This window comes from Olivibacter sp. SA151, from assembly GCF_054130995.1.
Genome location: NZ_CP096391.1, coordinates 4,652,948 through 4,679,413, shown reverse-complemented (window position 1 = coordinate 4,679,413; position 26,466 = coordinate 4,652,948). Strand labels below are relative to the sequence as shown.

19 protein-coding genes are annotated in these 26,466 nt (G+C 39.5%); 5 read left to right on the top strand and 14 right to left on the bottom strand.

Annotated features, from left to right (window positions below; all coding sequences use genetic code 11):
• Positions 1-24 precede the first annotated feature (24 nt).
• Together M1D52_RS19255 and M1D52_RS19250 are read right to left on the bottom strand one after the other, a co-directional pair.
• Complete coding sequence (locus tag M1D52_RS19255; RefSeq protein ID WP_377612364.1) at positions 25-3,510, bottom strand: SusC/RagA family TonB-linked outer membrane protein; 3,486 nt, start codon at positions 3,508-3,510, stop codon at positions 25-27.
• Between the two features lie 466 nt (positions 3,511-3,976).
• Positions 3,977-4,558, bottom strand: coding sequence for a thymidine kinase (locus M1D52_RS19250; RefSeq protein ID WP_013665648.1), 582 nt, complete (start codon positions 4,556-4,558; stop codon positions 3,977-3,979).
• A gap of 219 nt (positions 4,559-4,777) precedes the next feature.
• On the opposite strand from M1D52_RS19250, the gene M1D52_RS19245 reads away from it, so the two are divergent.
• Positions 4,778-5,941, top strand: a complete 1,164-nt coding sequence (locus M1D52_RS19245) for a hypothetical protein (RefSeq protein WP_437393261.1) — start codon at positions 4,778-4,780, stop codon at positions 5,939-5,941.
• A 62-nt stretch (positions 5,942-6,003) separates the two neighbouring features.
• On the opposite strand, the gene rodA is transcribed toward M1D52_RS19245, so the two are convergent.
• From rodA to M1D52_RS19220, 5 genes are all read right to left on the bottom strand, one after another.
• On the bottom strand, positions 6,004-7,269 hold the full coding sequence (gene rodA, locus M1D52_RS19240) for a rod shape-determining protein RodA (RefSeq protein WP_130856872.1): 1,266 nt from the start codon (positions 7,267-7,269) through the stop codon (positions 6,004-6,006).
• Positions 7,270-7,274: 5 nt separating this feature from the next.
• Complete coding sequence (mrdA, locus tag M1D52_RS19235; protein ID WP_013665651.1) at positions 7,275-9,248, bottom strand: penicillin-binding protein 2; 1,974 nt, start codon at positions 9,246-9,248, stop codon at positions 7,275-7,277.
• A gap of 44 nt (positions 9,249-9,292) precedes the next feature.
• Positions 9,293-9,757 carry a rod shape-determining protein MreD gene (locus M1D52_RS19230; protein ID WP_377477919.1) on the bottom strand — a complete coding sequence of 155 codons (465 nt, stop codon included), beginning with the start codon at positions 9,755-9,757 and terminating at the stop codon, positions 9,293-9,295.
• Positions 9,758-9,800: 43 nt separating this feature from the next.
• Positions 9,801-10,637 (bottom strand): rod shape-determining protein MreC, encoded by an 837-nt coding sequence (gene mreC, locus M1D52_RS19225; protein WP_013665653.1) that lies wholly within the window; start codon positions 10,635-10,637, stop codon positions 9,801-9,803.
• Between the two features lie 73 nt (positions 10,638-10,710).
• Entirely contained in the window at positions 10,711-11,733 is a 1,023-nt protein-coding gene (locus M1D52_RS19220; RefSeq protein WP_013665654.1) for a rod shape-determining protein, read from the bottom strand.
• Between the two features lie 233 nt (positions 11,734-11,966).
• Here M1D52_RS19220 and M1D52_RS19215 point away from each other — a divergent pair, with 233 nt between their 5' ends.
• Positions 11,967-13,940: a DUF3857 domain-containing protein gene (locus tag M1D52_RS19215; protein ID WP_437364128.1), complete on the top strand. Its 1,974-nt coding sequence runs from the start codon at positions 11,967-11,969 to the stop codon at positions 13,938-13,940.
• Between the two features lie 27 nt (positions 13,941-13,967).
• Positions 13,968-15,875, top strand: a complete 1,908-nt coding sequence (locus M1D52_RS19210; RefSeq protein ID WP_437393262.1) for a DUF3857 domain-containing protein — start codon at positions 13,968-13,970, stop codon at positions 15,873-15,875.
• Between the two features lie 54 nt (positions 15,876-15,929).
• Here the strand turns inward: M1D52_RS19210 and purH are convergent, their stop codons facing one another.
• Positions 15,930-17,456 (bottom strand): bifunctional phosphoribosylaminoimidazolecarboxamide formyltransferase/IMP cyclohydrolase, encoded by a 1,527-nt coding sequence (gene purH, locus M1D52_RS19205; protein ID WP_437393263.1) that lies wholly within the window; start codon positions 17,454-17,456, stop codon positions 15,930-15,932.
• Positions 17,457-17,548: 92 nt separating this feature from the next.
• Positions 17,549-18,061, bottom strand: coding sequence for a peroxiredoxin family protein (locus M1D52_RS19200; protein ID WP_437393264.1), 513 nt, complete (start codon positions 18,059-18,061; stop codon positions 17,549-17,551).
• A gap of 306 nt (positions 18,062-18,367) precedes the next feature.
• On the opposite strand from M1D52_RS19200, the gene purN reads away from it, so the two are divergent.
• The gene (purN, locus tag M1D52_RS19195; protein WP_130856878.1) at positions 18,368-18,961 is read left to right on the top strand and encodes a phosphoribosylglycinamide formyltransferase; all 594 of its coding nucleotides are present in this window, start codon (positions 18,368-18,370) and stop codon (positions 18,959-18,961) included.
• Between the two features lie 48 nt (positions 18,962-19,009).
• Here purN and M1D52_RS19190 read toward each other — a convergent pair whose 3' ends face one another.
• From M1D52_RS19190 to M1D52_RS19175, 4 genes are read right to left on the bottom strand one after another with little or no spacing between them, the layout of a single operon-like run.
• Positions 19,010-20,479, bottom strand: coding sequence for a serine hydrolase domain-containing protein (locus tag M1D52_RS19190; protein WP_437393265.1), 1,470 nt, complete (start codon positions 20,477-20,479; stop codon positions 19,010-19,012).
• 22 nt (positions 20,480-20,501) lie between these two features.
• On the bottom strand, positions 20,502-21,248 hold the full coding sequence (locus M1D52_RS19185) for a LytR/AlgR family response regulator transcription factor (protein WP_013665661.1): 747 nt from the start codon (positions 21,246-21,248) through the stop codon (positions 20,502-20,504).
• Positions 21,245-22,285: a sensor histidine kinase gene (locus tag M1D52_RS19180; protein WP_130856880.1), complete on the bottom strand. Its 1,041-nt coding sequence runs from the start codon at positions 22,283-22,285 to the stop codon at positions 21,245-21,247. The genes M1D52_RS19185 and M1D52_RS19180 overlap by 4 nt, the downstream gene beginning before the upstream one ends.
• Before the next feature lie 26 nt (positions 22,286-22,311).
• Complete coding sequence (locus tag M1D52_RS19175) at positions 22,312-23,223, bottom strand: LiaF transmembrane domain-containing protein (RefSeq protein ID WP_165447018.1); 912 nt, start codon at positions 23,221-23,223, stop codon at positions 22,312-22,314.
• 264 nt (positions 23,224-23,487) lie between these two features.
• On the opposite strand from M1D52_RS19175, the gene M1D52_RS19170 reads away from it, so the two are divergent.
• Complete coding sequence (locus M1D52_RS19170) at positions 23,488-25,632, top strand: glucoamylase family protein (protein ID WP_437393266.1); 2,145 nt, start codon at positions 23,488-23,490, stop codon at positions 25,630-25,632.
• A 16-nt stretch (positions 25,633-25,648) separates the two neighbouring features.
• Here M1D52_RS19170 and M1D52_RS19165 read toward each other — a convergent pair whose 3' ends face one another.
• Positions 25,649-26,383: a DUF2490 domain-containing protein gene (locus tag M1D52_RS19165; protein ID WP_013665665.1), complete on the bottom strand. Its 735-nt coding sequence runs from the start codon at positions 26,381-26,383 to the stop codon at positions 25,649-25,651.
• Positions 26,384-26,466 lie beyond the last annotated feature (83 nt).

The window sequence follows — 26,466 nt, the reverse complement described above, 5'->3', positions numbered from 1 at the left end:
TGTTTTCAAGTCTATTTTGAACTATTAAAAAGTTAAGTTTACGCCAGCTGTAAATATGCGAGGCTGAGGATAACTGCCATAATCATAACCGTAAATGAGGCCGGTGTTAGCACCGCCATGACTGGATCCTACTTCCGGGTCGTATCCCCGATAATTGGTGAAAACGTAGGCATTTTGGACCGTTACGTAAACCCGCAGTCGACTTAAGTTGATATTTTCAATCATTTTAGTTGGGAAAGTATACCCTAGGGTGATGTTTCTCAATCTAAAGAAAGATCCATCTTGTACAAAACGGTCGGAAATAGCACCGTTATTCAGATCGCCTGGACTTGGTCGTGGAACATCCGTGATATCTCCAGGGTTCCTCCACCGACGGGTCCAATCGGTAAAGCCATTACTACTTGCGTTATACCCCTCTAAACCGGTTGCTAAATTATAGTTGAACACATCGTTTCCGTAGGAGAATTGTCCCATGATACTTAAATCAAAATTCTTGTACTGGAAAGTGTTCGTTATACCACCAAAGAAATCGGGATTTGGATCACCAATAATTTGTCGATCATCCGGATTAGTAGGCGTGGTTGGGTCGCCATTTTGGTCTTCAAAATCAATCAGTCCGGTTTCGGGGTTGACACCGATCATTTTCCATCCATAAAAGGTTCCGAGGGGAAGTCCCGGTTGTGCAATATTTAATTCACCTACTCCTCCAAGAATCCTGTTAACAGGTAAAGACACCACCTTGTTGCGGTTGAACGTCATGTTGAGTGTGGTATTCCATTTAAATTCCCCCACAAGGTTTTGCGTTGACAGCTCAAATTCAAACCCTTTATTTTGGATTTCGCCGAAATTGGTGAATCTGTTTTGAAAGCCTGAATTTGTGAGAACAGGTATTCCGATCAGCAAATCAGAGGTGTTTTTCAAATAGTAGTCTGCCAATAAGGAAATTCGATTACCGAAGAGACCTAAATCCAAGCCGATATCCCATTGTTTGGTGGTTTCCCATTTTAAGTTTTTATCTCCCAAAACATTAGGTATGAAGCCAGGTAGGCCTAAATAATTCTGTCCACCTGTATAAAGCGAATAACTAGCATAGTTGCCGATATTCTGGTTACCGGTAATCCCCCAACTCGCCCTTAGTTTTAAATTGCTAATTGCTTTGATATCTTTAATAAAATCCTCGTCCGACAACCTCCATGCAGCGGCAAACGAAGGAAAATACCCCCACCGGTTATTTTCTCCAAATCTAGAGGAGCCGTCAGCGCGGAAATTTGCTGTAAATAAATATTTCCCTTTAAAACCATAATTTACCCGAGCGAATCCTGATGCAATAGCCCATTCTTCAGGATATGAATTAGCTCCCGTTATAACACCTCCCGAAGAAATGTACTCAATATCGTTTGAAGGAAAATTAGAGCGTTGTGCATCAACAAATTCCAATCGCGACTCTTGAACAGAAAAACCTGCCAGCGCATTAATACTGTGGTCGCCGAAGGATTTGTCAAAACTTAATGTTGTTTCATTAATCCATAGTTGATCACGGGTGTTTCGTCTGGCACCTATTCCTCCCTGACTAGCAAAAGAACGCAATCCCTGCGGAGGCATAAAAAAAGTTTCATCAATAAAACTTAAATCGGTACCGAAACTTGTTTTAAGTGCCAGTTCCGGTATAAAGCGATATTCAGCCGAAGCATTTGCCAACACCCTAAATGTCTGTGCATTGTTGGTGGGAAGTTCTAGCATGGCTACTGGATTTTCCCGAGAAGTGCTTACTTCATCGAAGGCGTAGCTGCCATCCGGATTATAAACTGGAATATTTGGTGGCGCTACAATGCCGTTTTTTGTGGCTCCCTCTTTTGAGTTTTCTTCCTGAACGCGATCATTAATAGCCCTGGTTAGATTAATAGAAGTAGAGAAACGTAATTTTTCACTATGTTGATGGTCAAGATTAAGGCGGGCACTTAAACGGTTAAAATTTGAGTTTAACAGCACCCCCCCCTGTTTCATATAGCCGATCGAAGTATAATATTGTGTTTTTTCGCTGCCTCCGCTCGCTGACAATTCATAGTTACGTGTGGCGGCCGTACGGAAGATAGCATCTTGCCAGTCGGTGTTAATGTTGGGGTTTGCTAAGATCTGATCCGGGATCGCCGTGACGGTAGAATCCATTTCCATCCGATACTTATAATAATCCCGCATGTAATCTTGGTACTGTGCTGTGTTCATCATATCGTACCAACGTTCCTTCGGTACTTCAGAAAAACCTTCATACATATTGAAATTAAATGTACTTGTGCCCGCCTGTCCTTTTTTTGTGGTTATTAGTACAACGCCATTAGCTGCGCGTGCACCATATATAGAGGATGAGGCAGCATCTTTAAGTACTTCAACAGATTGTACATCCGAAGGATTAATAGATGAAAGAATATTAATCCCCTGTGTACCGCCGCCAAAATTAAAATTCGTTCCACCTGTAAAATTTGTGGTACTATTTACGGGAATTCCATCTACTACATAAAGCGGGTCGGAGCTTGCATTGATTGAGGTCGTTCCGCGTACACGAATATTGAGGCCACCTCCAGGTGATCCCGATTTTTGCGTAACCTGAACACCGCCGGCTTTACCTTGAATAGCCTGTGTTACACTGGGCAATACATCATTTTCAATTTGATCACTTCCGATACTTGATACAGAACTGGTTAATTTAGAGCGATCCATTGTTCCGTAACCGACAGCAACTACCTCCACTTCTTTTAAAGCTTGAGCCTCCTCACTAAGTGTTGTATTGACTACTTTTCTATTGTTTACAAACTCCTCTTTCGTATCGTAGCCTAAAGAACTAAATACGAGTACAACATTGCCTGGCGCGGCTACACTGTATTTGCCCTGCTCATCCGTAATAACGCCTTCTTTTTTGCCTTTAATAGTTACGCTAACGCCTGGGATTGGGCCTTTTGTATCCCTTACAACACCGGTAATTTTTTCTTGTGTACTATCTGTTTTTGCAGTGTCCGGTTTTACCTGCGTGCTGTCACGGCGAAGCGAATCATTGGCTATCTTGTTTGTATCCGGTGTAACGTTAGCGGCAGGTTGAGACGAACTGGCCACAGGTTTTTCTATCAGTTGCAACTCAATATTAATCTCCTGCATTTTATTAACAGGTTCTTCTTTTGTTTGGTAACCGGAAGAGGTGAAAATTAACACGCCTATCGCTGGACTGTTGATAACATATTTTCCATCCTGGCCCGTTAGTACGCTGTCCCTTGAACCTTTAGGTTTTACAGAAACGTTAGCCAAAGGTTTGCCGGAAGAATCTGTGACCACGCCCTGTATCCGGATAGTATCGAGAACCGGTTTTTTCGTCGTGTCTTGCATGGTCGTGTCCTGATAGGAAAGAAGCAGATCCGATTTATTGCTTGCATGTGTGGTTTTTACGGTAGCGCCTTTTGAGTAATAGCCAAGGAGGATTAGGCTTAAGATAAATACAATTTGGGTGTAACGACTTCGTTTCATTCTTTGCTTTTTTACTATAATTGATTGTCTCGTCAGCAAGTGACGGGTTATCTTAACTGACGATCAAAAAGCTTAACAAAAGATGATTTAATAAAGTTTGCGGTATTGTTATACAGATTTTGTAACTATTATATTGATAATCAAAGGATTGCTGTGTATAAAATCCGCTTTTTGTGGACTTTGGTACACATAATGTTGAAAAATTAAAAAAGTAAGGCTGTTCGATGGGCGAACAGCCTTAACTTAACCAATTATAAACCTAAATTATGAGAAGGATCTTTATATAAAAACCAATGTGATGGTTGTCTATTACTTCAAACAAAGATAGCCAAGAGAACAAAAAAATTCTAAAATATAGTGTTAAATTTATGTTAATATAACGTCAAAAAGGATGTAAATAAACTGTATACCAATTGGGTATATAGTTAAAAACGCAAAAAACAAATTAATATTGTGTGACCCTAGGCTATTTATTTCCTTGATAAAAACAATTTCTGCAACGAGGTTCGTAACTCTCCTTTTCTCCTATGAGCACTCTGGTATTGCCGGTCGAAATTCTATAGGAATAGTTGGCGGGGGCTCCGCAACATACGCACACGGCGTGAACCTTGGTAACATGTTCGGCAATAGCCATTAGGTTTGGAATTGGGCCAAAGGGTCTACCCATATAATCCATGTCTAGCCCGGCGACAATAACCCTTATTCCTTTATTTGCCAGTATGTTACATACTTCGGGAAGATTGTCGTCAAAAAACTGCGCTTCATCGATGCCAACTACTTGAGTTTGTGTTCCCAATAATAAAATAGCAGAAGACATTTCCACAACCGTGGATTGAATACTATTCTTATCGTGTGAGACAATTTCCGTTGTCGCGTAACGCGTATCAACAGTTGGCTTAAAAATCTCAACTTCCAACTTTGCTATTTGTGCCCTTCTCAATCTTCTAATCAGTTCCTCGGTTTTTCCCGAGAACATAGAACCACATATCACTTCTATACTTCCTTTCGGGCCTGTTTTGTTTATGAAATTATGCTCACTGAACAGCATGGATTGTTGTTTTTATTCTTTAACACTAAAATCACCTTAGAAAAAGGGATGCTAATATCGCCATTTATTTTTGGTTTTGCCGCGTAGCTTCGCTATAAGAAAGCATGGTTGCTTAATAATAACCAATAGAGCAAGATAGCTCTTGCCAATCCATGCTATTTTATCTAAGTTTGACTAATATTCTTCAACATTTAGGATAAATAAGCGTTAATACATATTATGGTAACACAGAAAAGCATTTTTGAAAAGATAGGTGGTCTGTTGCAGGATTTGACTGAACAGTATGAGTTTCTAAAGGAAAATCCAAAGGAACAACAAGGTATTCATTTGGAACTTTTTGAGGCAAATATGACTTATCTAATGGGGCATGTAACGATATTAAAAAAACTCACCTCTTTGGATACCACAGAAAGTTATGCTAGCAAGGTACACGAGACAGGGCTTGATGCGAAAAAAGAGGAAAAGCCGGAGATTTCGATACCTGAAATAAGTGCAGAGCAAGCAGTAGACGAAAAAGTAACCTTAAGGGAGGAAGAAGGCGAACAAACGTCTGCATTGAATTATGTAGATCAACAAGAAGTGAAAGAGACTTATTTTACGCCTGCCACAGCAAGTGAAGACGAGAAAGCCGAGGAATTTAAATTAGAGGATAAGCGCGATAAAAAAGAGGAGGAAAGAAGAGAACAGGGGGAATCAGGAGAACGGATCGATTATCCTATAAATGACAGAAAGCAACCAGAAGATACGGCTGAAGAAACAGCGGTTGTAAAAAGCAGCGAAGAAGATGATCAACAAATTCATGCTGAGCGTATGCTGGAGAAGGACCCTGATGAAGAAGAGAAGGAAGAAGTAGATAGAACCGGTGTAGGATTTATGGGAGAAAACGAAGTAGAAAAGGAAAAAACAGGGAAAGAGACTATGTCGACGGGAGAAGGGGAGCCCGTATCAAAACAGGTTATAGAGGAGGCCAAATCAGTTGTTATTCCAAATGATCAAAACAAGGCTGAGCCAAAACAAGAAGAACCAAAGCGTCCAATGACCTTAAACGAATTGTTCTCTGCTCAACGTAAGCAAGAGCAAGGTATATTGAATGAACAGCAAGCGTCCGGTAATTTTGCCAAACAAGAATCCCCGACTACCACTAAACGGATTACGGATATAAAATCAGCTGTTAGTTTGAATGACAAGCTGCTATTTATCAAAGACTTGTTCAATGGTTATAGTTTAGCTTATACAGAGGCGATTGAGCTCTTAAGCCGTTATGATAATTTTGCCGATGCGGATGCCTTCCTGCAGAGTAATTATGCTCAAAAGAATAACTGGGCAAATAAACAAGCCACAGTGGATAAATTATATGCCATATTGCGGCAAAGATTCGCTTAATAGTGTTTGACACGATTGTTCAATGAGATAATCCAGGTATCTTTGAGTGCCTGGATTTTTTATTAAACAACTCCTTTTCTGTTCGAGTCAAATTTCAGTAGGATAAAGAGCAGCAGGGTGAAACTCAGTAGAGAAGAGCCTCCATAGCTAAGGAAAGGTAGCGGGATACCAATGACAGGTACAATGCCTATCGTCATACCGATATTGATAAAAAAATGAAAAAAGAAAATGGAGGCAACACCATAGCCATATATTCTGGCAAATGCGGATCGCTGTCGTTCTGCCAGCTGGGTTATTCTCAGTAGTAAGGTCATATACAGCAATACAATAACCATTGAACCAACAAAACCCCATTCTTCACCTACTGTGCAAAAAATAAAATCCGTACTTTGTTCGGGAACGAAATTATACTTTGTCTGGGTTCCCTGTAAATATCCCTTTCCAAAAAGCTGCCCCGACCCGATGGCTATTTTGGATTGATTCAGGTTATAACCCTGTCCTCGGGGATCATCTACTTTTCCGAGAATTACATCAATCCGATTGCGTTGGTGCGACTGTAAAACATGTTCGTAAGCAAAATCAACCAGCAATACAAAAACAGCAGAGGCTATAAAAGCAATTACAATTGACTGAATTACTTTACGGCTTCTTTTAAACATATAGATTGACAATGCCGCTAATATAGCGAGTACGCCAATGATATACCACTGGGAGAAAAGTAGCGTAAGAATAAAGAGAATGATACAGATAAATGCGAATGCGAGGAATTGACCCGAGACATAGCCTTCACGATAAAAAACAAGCGTAAGTGCAAAGAAGGTAAGTGCAGAGCCCGTGTCCGGTTGAAGCATGATGAGAAGTACCGGTACAAAAAGGATGAGTGCCCCAAATACCAAAGTTTTAAGATTTGGCATTTTATTGCTATGTGAACTTAAATACCTTGCCAATAGTAAGCAAGAGCCCAATTTAGCAAATTCTGAAGGTTGCAACCTAAAGGTGCCGATTGGAATCCAAGCTTGGTTACCGCCCACGTTGCGTCCTACGATTAAAACGATGACCAAGAGAAGAAGAGTAATCCCGTACAGAATAGGGGATATATAATTGTAAAATTTACCATCGATAATCATCACTGCACAAGCAACTAACAAACACACTAAAATGTAAATGAACTGTTTACCATAATTGGTGCTCAGGCTTATTAAGCTGGCGTGTTGTGGGTCAAAGACGGCAGCACGAATATTAAACCAGCCGATAATACAAAGGGTCAACCAGATGAATACTGTTATCCAATCAATAGAGCCACCGTATATTTTTTTTGTTTGATTCATGAATGTTATCTTCCTTCGCTGTTTTTGTATTCGATGTGCCTTTTCAATTCATTAATAACTGCCACTTCATTATGTTTAACATAGCTTTCGCGCTTTCTTGATTGCGGTTTATTGCCGTTTGCTTTACTGATAACCGGTTCCGTAGTATTTTTAGGAGGCTCGGGCACGATTAAATTGCTTTCTTTCAATACTCTTTCTTGTACAGCTTTAGACATGCTGATGGTATCTTTTAGGTATTTTTCAACCATCATACTTGCTATTGGCGCTGCATAGGTTGCACCATAGCCTACATTTTCTACGAAAACAGCAATGGCAATTTTTGGATTTACCCTTGGAGCAAAAGCAAAGAAAACGGAATGGTGTTTACCGTGAGGGTTTTGAGCTGTACCGGTTTTTCCACACATTTCTATATCCGGGATTCGAATATTGGCATTATATTTAACGACGCGGCTCATTCCTTCTATAACCGGCTCAAAGTATTTCTGGTCGATGCCAACAGGTATTTTCTCAACAAACTCCTTCTTTACTACTTTTTTTTCTCCGATGGATTTTATCAGGTGCGGTCGAAAGTAATACCCTCGATTGGCAACGATTGCCATGATATTGGCCATTTGTAAAGTGGTAATTTCAACCTCTCCTTGTCCAATGGAGTTTGAGATATTGTATCCTGAACCCCATTTATCGTTTCCATAACGTTTGGAATAGAAGTCGGCCGTCGGAAGAAGTCCCTTTTTCTCATTTGGAAGATCGACGCCCAATTCCTGGGCGACACCAAATTTCATGATAGCATCTCGCCAAAGTGAATAGGCTTTAGTTGACTTCATTTTTCGTTGATCAATCATTCTTGCATATACATGGCCAAAATAAGTATTGCAAGAGCCTTGAATAGCTGCGGGAAGATCGATCGTGCCATGGACGTGGGTACAGCGCATAAAGCCTCTACCTCCTCCATAACTGTAACCACCGGGACAATTCCATCGGGTATGCTCATCGATCATGCCTGCCTGTTGCGCTACGAGTGCACTTACAACCTTAAACACTGATCCTGGAGGATATTGAGCCTGAATGGGGCGAATGAACATAGGTTTATTGGGATCATTCAGCAACTTCATGTAATTATTACCCCGTTCCCTCCCCACCATTAGATTCGGATCGTAGCTTGGGGTGCTGGCAAAGGCCAAAATTTCTCCTGTTGAGGGTTCTATGGCAACTACCGAGCCACGCTTATTCTTCATGAACTTTTCAGCAAGTTTTTGCAATTCTAAATCAAGAGAAGAGACAAGGCCTTCTCCTGCGACTGCGAGGGTGTCGTACTTTCCATCCATAAAGTGCCCCTTTGGACGATTAAAGGCGTCAACCATTAAATTCTGTACTCCGCGTTGGCCTCTTAATAGTTCTTCATAAGCACGCTCCACCCCGCTTACTCCGATGTAATCACCAGGACGGTAAAAGTTATTGGATCGCTCAATATCTTTTTCCGTAACTTCATTGATATAGCCCAGAAATTGAGCGGCAACCGAATCCGGATAGCTTCGTACCGTTCGATTTTGAACGTAGAATCCCCTGAATTGGAATAATTTCTCCTGTAGTCTGGCGTACGTTTGCGCTGATAATTGTTTTTCAAATATGGATGCACGATAGGGAGAAAAGTTGACAGCTTTTTGATAACGCTTATCAAAGCCTTCTTTGTCAATACCGATCAGCTCGCAAAGTGCCAAGGTGTCAAAAGGCTTGACCTCTCTTGGAGTGACCATTAGATCGTAAACCGGTTCGTTTTGGACCAATATTTTGCCATTTCGATCTAAAATAACGCCTCTAGCGGGATAGATAACAACTTTTCTTAATACGTTATTGTTTGCAGAGAGTATATACGAATCGTCGATGATTTGTAGATAAAAAAGTCGACAAGCCAATAAAAAGGCAGCTATTATAAAGATTCCTTGAACGACGTACTTTCTTTCAAAAAAACTGTTATTCATGTGCTAGTAGAATATTGGCTTTTCAATGAAGGATACACCATATATTAGCGTCTACTTCTTTGATAGAAAAGTAAAGAAAAAAGTAAAATTAATAGTACCGTAAATATACAACTTAAAACAGCACGAACGAGTGTATAATGAAAGTTGCTGAAGGTGAACGCTTCCAATAGTGTTAAAACGAAATGATGCGAAAGAGACAATACGAGACAATAAATGAAAAACCATCTAAAAGACATCTCACTGATGCTAGGGGTGGCGAATGTTTCGTGATTTTCCAATTGAACGGTGATGCTGATAAAAGTTGTACGTAAGAAGGCGAGTGCTACACACGCTGCCGCGTTTACACCCAACGTGTCATAAAAGCCGTCTACAATAAGACCGGTAAAAAAACAGATAACAAATAATAACCATTTAGGCATACCCAAAGGCAACATGAGTAAGAAAAGAATATACGGATAGGGTGTAGCCAAATTGTAGTATCCCATGTTCTTGAAAAGGAATACCTGCATAGTTATTAAAACTATAAATCGGATGATATTTAACAGTAAAATCCTACTCATTTGTTGCTATCGTGTCTCCTTCTAATTGCCGTTTTTCGCTTGCGAACTGATCTTTGATGACATAAACATATTGCAGTGTATTAAAATCATTATTCAGCTTCACCTCAATATCCAAAAAACTGTCGCCGCTTTTGCCCGTTTTTATCACTCGTCCGATAGAAATACCGGGAGGAAATAAAGAATAGCCGGAAGTTACTACCTCTTCACCAGGGCGCACTTTTACATGATTGGGAATGTCTTTTAAAATTGCTTTGCGCGAATCGAAATTTTCTGTGCCCCAAACCAAAGAGCCGAATGCGTTACTATTCGCTAAACTAGCGCTTACTCTCGTGTCAGCATGTAGTAGCGACTGAATGGTAGCAAAATGAGGAGAGACATTCAACACAATCCCGACGATGCCATGTGAAGAAATTACGCCCATTCCTTTAACGATTCCTTCTTCGCTACCCCGATTGATCGTTAGGTAATTGTTCTTCTGATGGATGCTATTATTGATAACCCTGGCTACGATGTAGGTATATTGTGTTTGGCCTAGTGAATCCAATACAGAATCTTGTTCAATCAACTTGCTGTATAATGAGCTTTTTAATTGACTTCGTAAGTACGCGTTCTCCTCGGATAAGTCTTTATTGGTTTGTTTTAAATTTAAATATTGCGTGAAATTATCAATCTTTTGATAGATACCACCAATTACAGTATTAGAGGAGTTTAATGCACTGGCCCGCTGAAAGCCGTTGTTTTTTACAATAAGTGCAACGGCGGCGCTAAAAAAAAGGATAAACAAAAAGAAGTTATTATACTTACTAATGAATATCCAAAGGTTGCGCATATGTTGTTTTGGAATTTATAATAAGATGGCGTACCAAAAATAAATGAATGTACGCCATAGATGATCGATGCTATTATTGCATTAAAAATTTATAACCGCCGATGTTTTTAAGCGCGATGCCCGTGCCGCGTACTACAGCTCTTAGTGGATCTTCTGCTACATGGACAGGTAATTTGGTTTTGGCCTGAACGCGCTTATCCAAACCTCGGAGTAAGGCGCCGCCCCCTGTTAAATAAATGCCGGTTTGGTAAATGTCGGCAGACAATTCCGGTGGTGTAATCTCTAAGGCCTTTAAAATAGCCTCTTCAATTTTAGAAATAGACTTGTCTAAGCAATGGGCAATTTCTGTATAGGACACGGTTATCTGCTTGGGGACTCCGGTCATTAAATCGCGACCTTGAACGGCAAAATCAGGAGGTGGGTCTTGTAATTCCGGAAGCGCGGCTCCGACTTCTATTTTGATCTTTTCGGCAGTTCGTTCTCCGATCATGATATTATGCTGTCTGCGAATATACTGTACAATATCTGAATCGAAGTTATCACCGGCAACCCGAATAGATTGATCGCATACGATCCCTGAAAGAGCTATGACGGCAATTTCTGTTGTACCACCACCAATATCAATAATCATATTGCCCATCGGCTCCTCTACATCGATGCCAATTCCGACTGCGGCAGCCATAGGTTCGTGAATTAAATATACCTCTTTAGCTCCGGCAATCTCGGCTGAATCCCTTACTGCTCGTTTCTCTACTTCGGTAATGCCCGAAGGGATACAGATCACCATTCTTAAGGATGGGAAAAACCAACCTTTACCGTTGTTGATCATTTTTATCATGCCTCTGATCATATATTCAGCAGCATTGAAATCGGCTATTACACCGTCTTTTAATGGTCTTACTGTCCGTATATTGTCGTGGGTCTTACCCTCCATTTGCATGGCTTGCCTACCGATAGCAATCACCTTGTTCGTGGTGCGATCGAAAGCCACAATACTGGGCTCATCTACTACCACCTTGTCATTATGTATTATTAGGGTATTTGCCGTACCTAAATCTATGGCAACTTCTTGAGTAAACCAGTTAAATAGCCCCATTCGCTAATCTTTTAAATGTTTCTTGAATATAGTCCGCAAAATTAAAACAAAAATATCACAATATGAACCCGATATGCTACAATAGCGAGAAAAAAAAACAACGGTTCGGAAAGCTCTATTGAGGGTTAGCAAACGAACAATTCGGGAATATTCAGTAATGGGTTATTGTAAGCTTCTACAACTTTTTTGTTATTTTACTATATTTACTTCATTAACGATCTAAACCCTATTTCATGACCAGATTTTTTTTATCGATCTGCCTTTTGTTTCAGTTTTTTTCGGGAACAGCAGAGGATTTTTCTTTTGGACTGATAAGCGATACAGAAAGAGCCGTAAAGAGCTATCAACTGGATAGTATCTCAAATGCTGTTGTTCTTAACGAATATGGAACAGCGATGTTTGTTTTTGATGATCAGCGCGGTGAGTTGAATATCGCTTTCACGCACCATGTAAGGTTAAAAATATTTAATAAAGATGATCCTAGTCAGGCAAATATCCAGATTCCCTTGCGTATAAGCGACGATAAAGCAGAATATCTGGAAGATCTTAAAGCGGTAACCTATAATTTTCGCGATGGTAGAAAAACAGAAACTTGGTTGAATACTAAAAATACGTATCAAGAAGAGTTAAGCAAATATGTCAAATTAACGAAGTTTAGCATGCCCGATATTCAAGACGGTAGCATTATTGAATACAGTTATCGGATCATTTCTCCTTTGATATATAACTTTAGAACCTGGCGATTTCAGGCAGACATTCCTAAAATCAGAAGTGAATTTGAAGCGATTATACCTGCCACATATACATATAATGTTATCATGAGAGGGCCGTATAAATTGAAAGAGCAAAAGTCTTCCATACTTCGGGAGGGATTCCGCTTGCCCGGTTGGCCGATTGACTGTTCGCGGATGGTCTATATCATGGAGAATATTCCGGCTTTTATCGAAGAAGACTATATGACGGCAGCGTCTAATTTTAAATCGGCCATTTATTTTGAACTGGCTACTGTTTATTTACGAAATGGTTCTAAACATCATTATACAAAGGAATGGAAAAATGTGGATAGGGAGCTGTTGACTGATAGAAGCTTGGGAGGGCAGATAAAACAAGAAGCAATATTCGAAAAACTGTTGGCGAATATAATATCCGCTGACATAAATGATCTTGCAAAAGCGAAGGCTATTTATACCTACATAAAAAATCAAATTAAATGGAATGCCTATTATGGCGTTTTCAGTGAACTTGGAATAAAAAGGGCTTTAGAACGACATGAGGGAAACATAGCTGATATAAATCTTGCACTGGTTGCCGCTCTGTCGGCTGCCGGACTGGATGCCAATGCAGTTATCCTTTCGACCAGAGAGCATGGAATAGTAAATAAGCTTAACCCGGTTATTTCGGAATTCAATTATGTTATTAGCCAATTAAATGTCGACGGAGAAAGTTATTTATTAGATGCGTCTGATCCTTTTTTACCTTTTGGTATGCTGCCGTTGCGCTGCCTAAACGATCAAGGACGAGTGTTGCCATTGGACAAACCCTCATACTGGATTGATATTAAGTCCAATATGAAACGTCATACGAATTATGTACTAACCGGCGAGCTATCGGATGATGGGATTTTGAGAGGCAAAATAAAAGTAGCGAGTTTTAATTACGCGGCCTATCTTAAAAGAAAAGAGATCGCTAGTTATCCAAATATTGATCAGTTTATTGAGAAGAAAAAGGAAGAAAGTGTAGGAATGGAAATCGTCGAAGCTAACGTAGCAGGTATTGATTCCACGGATGTTGGACTGATAGAAAATTATCAGGTAACTATTAAATTGTTTGATAGCTTGCCATCCGAAAACGCTTATTTCAATCCGTTCATTTTGAATAAGATAAGCAAAAATCCGTTCACTCTTTCCGAAAGGACTTATCCCGTGGATTTTGGAAATTTATCAGAAGAGAGTTATGAATTGGATATCGCCTTACCTACAGTTTATGATTTAGTCTCAAAGCCCGCGGATGTCAATATAGTGCTCGCTGAAAGAGGAGGGCAGTTTTTTAACCGCATAAAGTTGGAAAATAATCGTTTGCGTTGTGAGCAACTGCTGCGATTCAACAAAATGATTTTCGCACCTGATGAATATTTGAGTTTAAAGGAGTTTTTTAGTCGAATTATTCAACTGGAAAAGACGGATATCGTTCTAAAAAAGCGTATTTAATAAGAAGATCTTTAAGAAACCTTGTTTATGTTAAACAGATACTATGCGTGCATACTGTTTTTATTTTCAGTTGTACAAAGCATTGCGCAAGACCGTTTCCCTGTGGATGAGATCCCCCAAAAGTTGACGGAGCGGGCAAATGCCGTTGTAAGGGATCAACAATGGACGGTCAATATACGATCATCCGATGATGTTATTTTACATGTTAAGCAAGTACTGACAATCCTCAACAGGGCTGGTTTGGAACATGCGAGGCTAGCAATACTATACGATAAAAGCACCCAGATTAAATCGATTAGCGGCATACTTCAGGATCATAGCGGTGAAGTAATAAAAAAAATAAGCGTAAAAGATTTCATAGACGAGAGTGCGGTTAGTCATTTTTCCTTGTTTGAAGATAATCGTGTTAAACATTTTCTTCCAAATGCAATGCAGTATCCTTTTACAGTAAGTTATGAGTATGAACTGAAATTAAAACAAAACCTTGTTATTCCCGATTGGGTTCCTAAACCTTCCCGGGACTTATCCATTGAGCAGAGCAGTTATACGTTACGTTGTGGGTTATCGGACGGAATCAATATAAAGGAAATCAATTTTGAAGGGCAGAAACTGGAAGAGAAGAATGATAAGCAAAGAATCTATACATGGACAGTTCGGGGTATTCCGGCAAGTAAAAATGAGCCTCTCTCACCACCGAAAGAAAAGTACCAAATACGAGTGAAGGTTGCGGCTGAACAGTTTTATTATTATGGCAAGAAGGGTGCGTATAGTAATTGGGAAGAGTTAGGTGGATGGGTTTTTACCAATTTGTTAGCTGAACGACAAAAACCAACTCCGCAAATGGTCGGAAAAGTTCACACTTTAACAATGAATATTCATGATGATATTGACAAAGTGAGGGTTTTATATAGGTATCTTCAAGAAAAAATGAGGTATGTAAGTGTTCAAATCGGAATAGGAGGATTTCAGCCTATGGCAGCCAGCCAGGTGGAGCAGTTGGGGTATGGCGATTGTAAGGCACTGGTCAACTATATGCAATCTCTTTTATCCATTGTTAATATACCATCTTACTATTGTGTTGTTAACGCTGGCGATATAAAACACGATATGGATGAAAACTTTGCCAGCATTGACCAAGGGAATCATGTGATATTAGCAGTGCCTCTAAAAAAGGACACAATATGGTTGGAATGTACAAGCCAAAAAACGCCCTTTGGTTTTCTCGGCAGTTTTACAGACGATAGGATCGTTTTCGCTTGCACCGAGAAAGGTGGGAAACTAATGCGTACACCAAAGGTGTCTACAGAGGAAAGTTTACAAAAGAGGCATGGGCAGTTTCGTTTAAGTGAAGAGGGAGATATCGACGGCTTATTGTCCACCTCTTTCTATGGTAATCAGTTCGATAACCAACTAGCTATGTTAGGACTTCCGTTGCAGGAGCAGGATAAAAGGCTAAAAGAACTGTATGCGGTGGATAATATCACTTTTAAAGATATAAACTATAAAGAAGACAACAGGCTTAGTCCGCAGCTAATCGAACAGTTAAGCATTGTAATCCAAAAGTATGCCCCTAAAAGTGGGACGAGAATCTACTTAATTCCAAATGTTTTTAACCGTAAGTCGTCCATTCCGATAACTCATGAACGAAAGATGCCGTTTTTTATAAATCGTGGGTATAGAGATGTCGATTCGTTGGTCTTTGCCTTGCCTGAAAGTTATGTTATTGATCTAAAGCCAACTGATGTGCAGCTTGATACGGAATTTGGTTCGTTTTCAATGAAGCTATACTTAAAGGGAAACAATTTGGTATTCTACAGGCAGTTAATACTCAGGGAGGGGCTGTTTGCGCCTGAAAAATACGCTACATTTGCGCAGTTCATAAATACTATCTACCAGACGGATTTAAGTAAAGTGGTATTTCTGAGGCGCTTATAAAAAAGACTAGCAGTTGTTAGGTGCTAGTCTTTTTATTGTTGAAGCATTAATGCTTTAATGTTTAAAGTGTCGGATACCGGTTGTCACCATTGATATCCCTTTTTTATTAGCCATGTCAATAGAGTCCTTGTCCTTGATCGATCCACCCGGTTGAAGTACAGTTGCAATACCTGCCTCTGCGGCTATTTCCACACAATCGGGGAAAGGGAAAAAGGCGTCGGAGGCCATAGCCGCTCCATGTAAATCAAAACCAAATGATTTAGCCTTGTCAATAGCCTGCTTTAATGCATCTACGCGAGACGTCTGACCAACCCCGCTAGCCAAGAGTTGGTTGTTTTTTGCGAATACGATGGTATTCGATTTGGTATGCTTTACGATTTTATTGGCGAAAAACAAGTTTGCGTAATCTTCTTCGGAAGGCGCGCGGTCCGTTACTGTTGTCATCCCTTCTTTGTTTTCAATAACCAGGTCCTTGTCTTGCTCGATGATGCCATTTAAAAGACTCTTAAATTGATTTTTAGGCAAATCAATATCATTTCTTTGAAGTAGAATCCGATTTTTTCGGCTCACTAATATCCGAAGTGCTTCTTCCGTGAACGAAGGCGCTATCAGCACTTCGAAAAATAATTTATTGATTTCTTCCGCTGCGTCCTGTTCGATCGGGCGGTTGCAAATCAGTACGCCACCGAAAGCGGAAATAGGATCACACGCTAAAGCATCTTTCCAGGCAGCTAGTATATTGTTTCTGCTGGCTACGCCACAAGCATTTGTATGCTTTAAAATAGCAAAGGTAGGTTCTTCAAATTCGTCTATCAAAGAAACAGCTGCATCGATATCTACTAAATTGTTATAAGACAGTTCTTTTCCGTTTAATTTCCTGAACAGCGCATCGAGATCTCCATAAAAAGCTCCCTTTTGATGCGGGTTCTCCCCATAGCGCAATACTGTCTTTTTCTGCTCACTGTATTTGAACACTTCTAAAGGTTCTTCTCTATTGAAGTAGTTAAAAATTGCCGTATCGTAATGAGAAGATATATTGAAAGCTTTTTTAGCGAATGATTTCCGTTGCGCTAAAGAAGTGTAACCCTCGTTTTCCTTTAATATCTCCGCTAGTTCTCGATAGTCGTTTTTAGAAGATATGATAACGACGTCATTATAATTTTTGGCGGCGGCGCGAATTAAAGAAATACCACCGATATCGATTTTTTCTATGATTTCCTCTTCTGTTGCACCTGATGCAACAGTTTCTTCAAATGGATATAAATCGACAATTACTAAATCGATCTCCGGAATTTCATAAGTTTCAAGGGCCTCCTTATCTTCTTTTAGAGACCTTCTGCTTAAGATACCTCCAAAAACCTTCGGGTGCAAGGTTTTTACCCGTCCTCCGAGGATGGAAGGGTATCCGGTTAAATCTTCTACCGGTGTGACCGGAATATTAAGGTCACGAATAAATTTTTCAGTTCCTCCGGTTGAGTAAAAGTGCACTCCATAACTATGTAATAGTTTAACGAGAGGCTCCAAATTGTCCTTATAGTAAACAGAAATTAATGCGTTTTTGATTTTAACGGGATGACTCATTATTGATGCTTTAAAAAATGCAAAGTTAGCATTTTATATTGATTAGTTGCGACTCTCTTCTGAGTGCTTCCGAAGGGACTGCCATCCCGGGGTTATAAGTTCAGTGCCTTAATGATTTCCTCTGTTTTTTTTTCGCCATCCCAATATTTTTTAAGTTTTTTATCACCCCCATAAACAAAAGTTGCGGGATATTGGGTCGGTTTAAATCTGCCAATAAACTCATAATTTTTGTCATGCAAGAGCGTCACGTTTTTTTTATTTCGTAGCTGCCCTCCGTACATGGACATAAAAGCATTGATTAAATTTTTTTCCTGCATGGCCACCATGTAGAGATTGATATTCTTTATGCTATTATAGTTTTTGCCAAGCGCCAAGACTTCTTGCTGACAATGGCTGCAGCCGGGATCGAAAAAGAGAATAACGATGTTTTTCCCGTTGGAAGCAAGATTATTACGGGTGAAAGGAGCATCCTTATCAACAGTATAGAAGGTGAACTCAGGGATTTCTTTTGGAACCTGGTTGGTTTTTTGAGCGCAGGCGCTTGTGAAACAGAAAACGAAAGCTACGATAAGGTTAGCAGTGCAGGAATGGATATTGCTTTTCATATATAATATTATAATAAATTCAATGACAGCGTCTGTTTACATTCAAAAGCTTATGGTGTATGTTGGACTTATTGATTGCACCCATACGAATACATACTAATTTGAAGGGTAAAAATAAGTATTATGGTGGAAACCCGTAGAAGGTTGAACCAATTTTACGCTGAGATGTTGACCAAAAACTAAATAAATGCTGTATAATAATTAACTTTGCGGCAAAATACTTAGATAAAATTTAGCGATCCTTCGCAATAAGTAGAATCGGCGAGATTGATCGGTAAAGCGCATCGTATAAAAACAAAATACTTTATGAAAAAACGCATAGCTATTTTCGCGTCCGGCTCCGGCTCTAATGCTCAAAAGATCATGGAGCATTTTAAGTATAGCCACGACGCGGAAGTTTCTTTAATATTGACTAATAATCCCGAAGCTTACGTATTACAACGTGCCGATAACTTTGAAGTTCCCTCTCATGTATTTGACCGTCACGAGTTCTATAATACCGATAATATAGTTGAGTTGTTAAACCGGATGCAAATAGATTTAATTGTTCTTGCCGGTTTCTTATGGTTAGTTCCGGAAAATCTACTTAAATCGTTTCCGAATAAAATTATTAATATACATCCTGCCCTACTACCTGCCTACGGTGGAAAGGGAATGTATGGAGATCGTGTACATAAGGCTGTATTGGAAAATAAGGAGGAGGAGTCGGGTATCACTATCCATTATGTAAACGAACGCTTTGATGAGGGCGAGATCATTTATCAAGCGCGTTTCAAAATAGAAAAAGATGACAATTTAGAAATGGTAAAATTTAAGGGACAACAGTTGGAGCATCAATATTTCCCTAAAGTTATTGAAAACCTCTTGAAAAGAGTTGAGGGGCATAAGATAACTGATTAATTAGTCTTTTTCCCCGTTAAGGTTTCTCTTGCTGATGTTTCGGGTAAATCAGCGATTCGTGATAAGGTTATTTATTATAGAAAAACCTATACTATCTACCGATTTTGCCGCGTTTGCAAGTACCACAACGGCAACTTTCTTGCCTGGAACGAAAGCTAAAAAGCTACTGCTTCCAAAGGTTCCCCCATTTTGCCAGAAAATTTCCTGAAAGTTTTCAATATTAATATGCCATGACAAGCCGAGATCCTGAGTTTCCGAAACCAGCCAAGACGGTTTATGTGTCAACGCAATGGCTTTACCTAGTACAGTATTCGGGATGTTTATGTTGCTTTCGGCAAATTTAAGCAAATCCCTTATTGTGGATTTTAACGATCCCGCTCCGCTCAGAGCCAAAAAATGCCAATGCGGAGTCAGTTCTCCCTTATTATTATAAGTCGGAATAAATTTCGGTAATTTATCTCCACTCGGAAATTCGGTTGTGTTTTCTAATTCCAATGGGTCAGAGATCGTTTTTTCTATTAATTCATTGTACGAAGAATTCTTTTTATAAGCCAATAAGTCTCCGATAATCCCGTATCCAAGATTGCTGTATTCATAAACGGAATCGGGTTTGTTTATTTGGCTATAATTCTTAAGATAGGAAAATAACGCTTTACGATCGTAATCTTTATAGGGGTCTAAGGGTTCGCTTGGAACGATATTGTCCGGTAAGCGTGGTAAACCGGATGTATGGGTCGCTAAATTTTGAAAGGTGATCTTCTCGAGTTCTTTGTTTTGAGCGATACTATCCGGGAGATACTTAACAATTGGATCATTTAGGTGGATACTATCTGTCAACGTTGCATTTGCTAGAAGGGTGGCAGTAAAAGCTTTGCTGATGGATCCAATTTCAAATAAAGTTTCCTGATCAGGGAGTGTTTTATTACCTCGTGTGGTTTCGCCGTAATAATAGTAACCCGCTTTACCATTATGAATAATACCGATGGCTAGACCACAAGTACTGGGGTCGTTCGTATACTGAAGCGCAAGTGAATCGACTAAATTATCAATGGTGCTTTCCATTGTTTTTGATTCGTCTGCTAGCCTATGTCCTGTTGTATCCTCTATGGGATCTTCTTTTTTCACAGATGGTATTGTATCTCTTTCATTGACGGATTCCTCAAAGGGTTGGAAAAGGAATGTTTCTATTTTTTCATTAGAATCAACCCGCAAAATGAGCTTCAAGGTCTTTTTAGAAAAGACGAGTTTAAAATGCTCGAGGTCATTCTCATTTTTTATAAATGAAGAAGTTTCTATAGTACCTAGTGGGTAAAGTTGCCTAATTAGCAGCGAGTCGAGCTGGGCTTTCGACACGGTCGTCTTTGCGTGCTGGTTCCACTGTTGATAAATGGAGTCAGCCTGATGTTTGTTGAAATAGTTTTTGAATCTGTTTACTATTTTACTGCTGTTTTCTTCTTGGGCTGAGCACAGATGACAAACAAAAAGAAAGAAAATAGCGATCAGCGAATATCGAAACATTAATGGTGAGTTTGAAAATATTTTAAATGTCTAAAACCTGTTTGAGTCTTGAATAGCCTGATTTACTTACATTTACCTTCATGTTGTTGTTTAGTATTGCGATGTGGCTTTCCTTTTCAAAAGGTTCAAGTCGCACAATGCTATCCACGCGTACTATATAAGAACGATGAATTCTTACAAATATGTTAGGATCGAGCTCTTTTTCGAAAAAAGCCATTGTTTTATTCTTTAAATAGGCTCCTGTTGTGGTATGTAGGCGTACATAGTCATCATCCGCTTCCAGACAAATCAAACTATCGGTGTTGATTACGTTGATTTTACTGCCGGTTTTTACTACAATGCGTTCCAAAGAAGGGGAGGGGCTCATGGTCTCTAGCATCTTTTTTGTTTGCTCCTGTTCAGTTGTGCTCTTTAAATTACGTTGCTGGAGAAATTTATTCATGGCCTGATCGAAACGCGGCTTGCTGATTGGTTTAAGCAGATAATCTATTGCATATTTTTCAAATGCTTTAATTGCGTATTCATCAAAAGCTGTTGTAAAAATGACAGGCGGTTGCTGGTCAATCAGCTCAAGCATTTCAAAACCATTGATTTTTGGCATTTGGATATCCAAAAAAACCAAGTCTGGCTGATATTGCATAATCGCTTTTGCTCCTTCAAACCCATCATTACATTCTGCAACGATTTGTACTTCCTTATAGTCGGCTAAATATTCACTTATTATGCTTCGCGCAAGTGGTTCATCGTCTATCAAAACAGCTTTAATCATTGTTGTGGTATTTTTATATTGCTTGTAAAGATATGCGCTGTATGATGAGTTTGCAACAAATCTGTGCGTCCAAACAATAAAAATAATCTCCGCTGTACACCACGTAGTCCAAAACCAGTACCCTTATGGGGGTTGCTGCTTTCTTTATCAAAAGGGTTTTGAATGGCCACCAATAAGTGGTTTTCATCTTTTTTTGCCCAAATGGCAATTTTTACCTGGCCCGTAGTGTCATACAAACCATATTTAATGGCATTTTCTACGAGAGGCTGTAAAATCATAGCAGGTAAGAGGCATTCTTCGCAGTCCTCCATAAGTATATCCGTATCTAGCCGATGGCCAAAGCGGACTTTCTCTATTTCTAGATAGAGTTTCAAATGTTCAATCTCGTCTTTCAGCGGAATAAGTTGTTGATCGTCTTTTCGAAGAGTTCCACGCAAAAAGTCAGATAATTGAAAAGTCATGTTTCTTGCCTCTTCGGGTTTTCGTCCAATAAGCGCAATGATGGAATTTAAACTATTAAAAAGAAAATGCGGTTGAAGCTGCTGTCGGAGATTATAGAGTTCCGCTTCGCGAGCCAGTTTCTCAGCATCTGCTTTTCGCTGTTCATTTTCCTTTTGATCATGTAGTGTGTTCCAAAGCACCTGCATAATTGCTACCCATGCGATTATCAAGCTATTGGTGCAATAGCGTATAGGAAGGGATAAATCAAGGAACGCTAAATAAGATTTGTCGCTTATAATATATTGCATCACATAGCGATTGATGGTTAGGCTGATCGCGGCCAAGCATAATCCCCAAATTATAATGTAAAAATAACGTTCCTTGCGAGGCTGATAATAATTTAAATTATTAGCAATGATATAACACGCCGCTGCGATGGTTGTGGCGCTGATTAAACTGTCAAGGAGCGTGAGTTCAACGTTAAAATCAAACCAAAGCAATAAGCCGGTTTGTATAATAAGCGTACCTACCCAAACGGATACACAGCTGACTGCAATGAGCTTTTGCTTTGACGTGATGAGCGGGGTTGACGCCATTAGATAAATGCTTAAAATGATAATGATTAGATACTTTTGATTGTAATACCGCCAAAAATTGAGGTGCCTTTTATAATCAAATTCTTGCGATTATCTACAGCTACATTATTAATAAATCGCTTGTCTTCCACTCCTCCAAAAATAGCCGTCATTTCCGGGTTTACTTTCCAGTGAGCAGGAACGAGAATGGTTGTACCTCCGAAAATCTGTACGACTTCCAAAATGACAGGATGTTGAATGTCTGCTTGGATTAAATTAATATCGGCTCCTCCCATGATATTGACGATGTCTCCGCCTTTGAAATTCTTAGAATAAATATTCTTTTTTACCTGTCCGAAGATAGAAACGGAGTCGATATAATCTTCGTTAACTTTGCTCGATGACTGTTCAGCCTGTTCATAAAATGCATCAGGTTCGGCTTTCGGGGCCGAACCTTCTTGATTTTCATCTTCTGTTGAAATATCCGCTTCACTGCTCACCCTTCTATCCCAATCAAGATCAGATTGATGTGGTGGGCTGTAATTCGAGAAAGGGCTTGTTTCTTTTGATGGTTCTCCGTAAGGACCCTTTTGGGGGTCAACGGGAGGGGGAGAGGAAAAGCGGCCCCTGTTTCTGCCTGCAATTAGCCAACAACCAAGGAGTATGATAAAAGCGGGCCAAAAAAACCTACCAAGACTTACATCGAACATCCGTTCTGTTAGGAAGAAACAACCGATAAGAATCAATATAAAAGATGAGGGCTTTTTGAAGTTATTTCGGGCTCCCAGTACCAAGCCGATAACAATTAACCACATAGGCCACGAGAATAGCCAGTTAGGAAAATCGAATATAAAGCCAAGTGTTTTTGATAACATGGAAAAACCGATGATAATAATAATAAGTCCTACCCACACTCTGCCGGAGTTTGACCTATGTTGAGGAGCTTTATAGTTATTCATATGTATAGTATTTATTGATGATCGTATGAGAAAAATCATGTATATTGCTGTTCTCTGCATAACATAGATTGTTCATACTTTATCTTTTTTTTGTAAATATAAATGAATATTTCACTTTAGTTTCATCAGAACTTGGCGGATGCACACAGTTTGTCGGTAAAAGACCTAATTTTATCGGTAAATGAGAAGAGAGATTCTTGAAAGCTGTCAAAGATGCCATGGCTTGGTTTTTGCTCCAATCTTTGACTGTTAAGATACGCTAATATGAACAAAATATACTTTCTCTTACTTGCTATTCTATTAAGCATTCAAGCTGAGGCCTCTAACTATCCCGAGGTGCTGTTCGAAAACAGTTTGATGCCAAAAAGTTACTACTATTCACAGTCGTCCTTTGCCGGTAACAGTTGGATCAACCACATGAATGGCCATCTACCGGTAGTGGATAGTGTTTTTTTTACTCCGGGAAATTCGCTTATGTTGAATTATATTTCCGGAAATGAGGGTGAGTGGAAATCGGTTATCCACTATAGCAGCGATTATGGTCATTTACCCAAAAACAACGACTTATTGATTTTTAAGATTTTTGTTTCAAGTGCTACTACGAAAACGGAATTACCTAATATACAACTCGCTCAAGGTGAAAATATCTCCGAAGAGGTTAAAATTCAATCTTTTATAAAGAACTATCAGGATAATGCGTGGTTGTCGGTTGAAATTCCTTTGAAAGGCATAGGGAATTTAGACAACCAAGCACCGATAAGCAGTATAATTTTTAAGCAGGGAACGAATATGGATGGCAAGGAACATCGGTTATTTATTGATCAAATTGAATTCTTGCCTACTAAAACCCCCGATATGAAGCTTACCGGCAAGGCTGTACTCTCATCTGTAGAGGCTCATGAAAGACACGTTGATATTATGTGGCAGTTACCCCTCACGCCCAGTATTCGCTACATCAAAATATACCGATCTGAAGATAACCAAAACTTTGTCCCGGTTGCCGTTAGACCAATCTCATTTAACAAGTATACTGACTTCGTTCCGCGCACCAATGTGTCTTATTATTACAAAATCGCTTGGGTTGATTATCAGTATCGGGAATCGCCCTTTTCGGAAATTAAAACAGCTGAAACTAAATTGGCGGGAGATGAAGACCTGTTAAATTCAATTGAGAAATCGCATATCGCCTATTTCACAAATGAAACGGAGTTCAATAGCGGCATGCATAAAATTTCTCCGTTGGTTAGTGATGCCAGTATTTCTGTGAAAGGGACGGGGATTGGCATTTTGGCTCAAGTAATTGGTGTAGAACGAAAATTTATTCCGCGGCAACTACTGTTGGATCGTTTAAAGAAAATCGTTAAATTTTTGGGAAGGGCAACTACTTATCATGGCGCTTTTCCGGAATTGCTTAACGGGAGATCCGGTAAGCCTATCATGACTGATTCTTGTGAAATAGCGGCCAATATTGAGTCAACGGCTTATTTAATGCAAGGTTTGCTGGTTGCTCGAAATTATTTTGATAAGGAGAGTGCTGACGAGAGTGAATTGAGAGACGCTATTTCCTCTCTATGGAACGGGGTGGATTGGACGAAATTTGTGAAGGAAGGAAATGGCTATCATCTATACAGTGTCTGGTCTCCTGCCTGCTCATTTACTAAGTCGGCGCCAATAGGAGGGTACAACGGTAGCTTGATCGCTTATCTATTAGCAATCGCTTCACCAAGTCACGCAATTACTCCCGCCTCCTATAAGCTTGGATTTAAACAGCCACTGAAGTATGTTGGTCCTGCTATCGGCAGATTGTCGACCTCTGTTAGTGATACGTTACTTTTTGGGAAAAATGGGGAAAAGCCCGAGCTTTATAATCGTGAATCATTCATGATCGACAGTACCTATTACGGAATCCGATTGGTGGCGGGATCCGTTCAAACTTCACTGATAGAACAGCAACTGCCTTTTTTGGCTATCAATCCGAGGAGCCCTATTGATAGCACGGTCAATTATTTTGATAATCAATGTGATTTGTCAATGATTTACTATCGGGCAGCTTTGGACAGCGGTGAACAGTTTGTGAGCATAACAAATTTACTGTGGCCTTATGTTGGGAAGGATTCGGCTTTTGTAAATCGTTTTAATCCCTCCGCAGCCATTGCGACTTATCCATATACACCCACGATCGCTATGGAAGCGCTCAAAAATTATTACAGAAACTTGGGAAGTTTTTTATGGACAGAATATGGGTTTAGGGATGAATTTAATTTTAAAGATAACTGGGTTTCCGGAAATTTTGACCCTATTCACCAAGGAATTGTTCCCATTATGTTGGAAAATGCACGCACCGGTTTAATATGGAATCTTTTTATGAAGGATCCGGATATTAAATTGCTTGTTGAAAAGATACAATAATGATTACAGTAGCCTTCTATAGTCGTGTATAGAAGGCAATCTGCGCTATGTGGTTTAGCAGATTTGGTTGGGTATTTCTTTTCGAAAATTGATTCATATAGCCTATTTCTAAATCATATTTTTGTGAAAATCGATAGCCGAAAGCTGCATAGGCTCTGTTTTGATCAAATAGGCTCCCGTTAACATTATCCTTATTTTGAATGTTAAAGAACAATTCGTTTTGAAGTGCGAGGAACCATCCCTTATTAAAGGGTTGTTGTAAAGGGCTATTGATAGGAATAATTCCCCTAATAAAATATCTTGCCCTCTGAGTAAAAACGCTTTCATCAGGACGCTTTAAAAAACGTTGCTCAAGTCTAAATCGATGTTGAACAGGGATATTTAGAAGCCTACCGGTGATGATATATTGCTCCCAAATTCTGTGTTCCGTTAATCGCGGCTGATCACCTGTTAATTTGTGTGTCACAAGAGTCGTTGCATACCCCGCTGAAGCGGTTTGATTGGCGCTGACGTAATAATTCACTCCAGGCCGGATTAAGATAAGTGAGTTTTCGTTCCAGTTCTTCCCTGCCCGAAATTGAATATCGTTATTCATTCCCCACTTGGCATTGAATTTAATATTATTAAACCATGCGTACCAGTTTCCGAATTGATTGTCCTGTGCTTTAATTGATGTTTGGGGAATCAGAAGGCATATTATAGCCATCAAGCCAAAGAGTGTGTTAACGAATTTGGATGCTGTTCTTTTCATCGAATGGTTAGTGTTTATATAGATTTGAAGGGCTTAAAATAAGAAAAAATCGATAAAATTTATAATTTGCCAGCTAAAGCAAG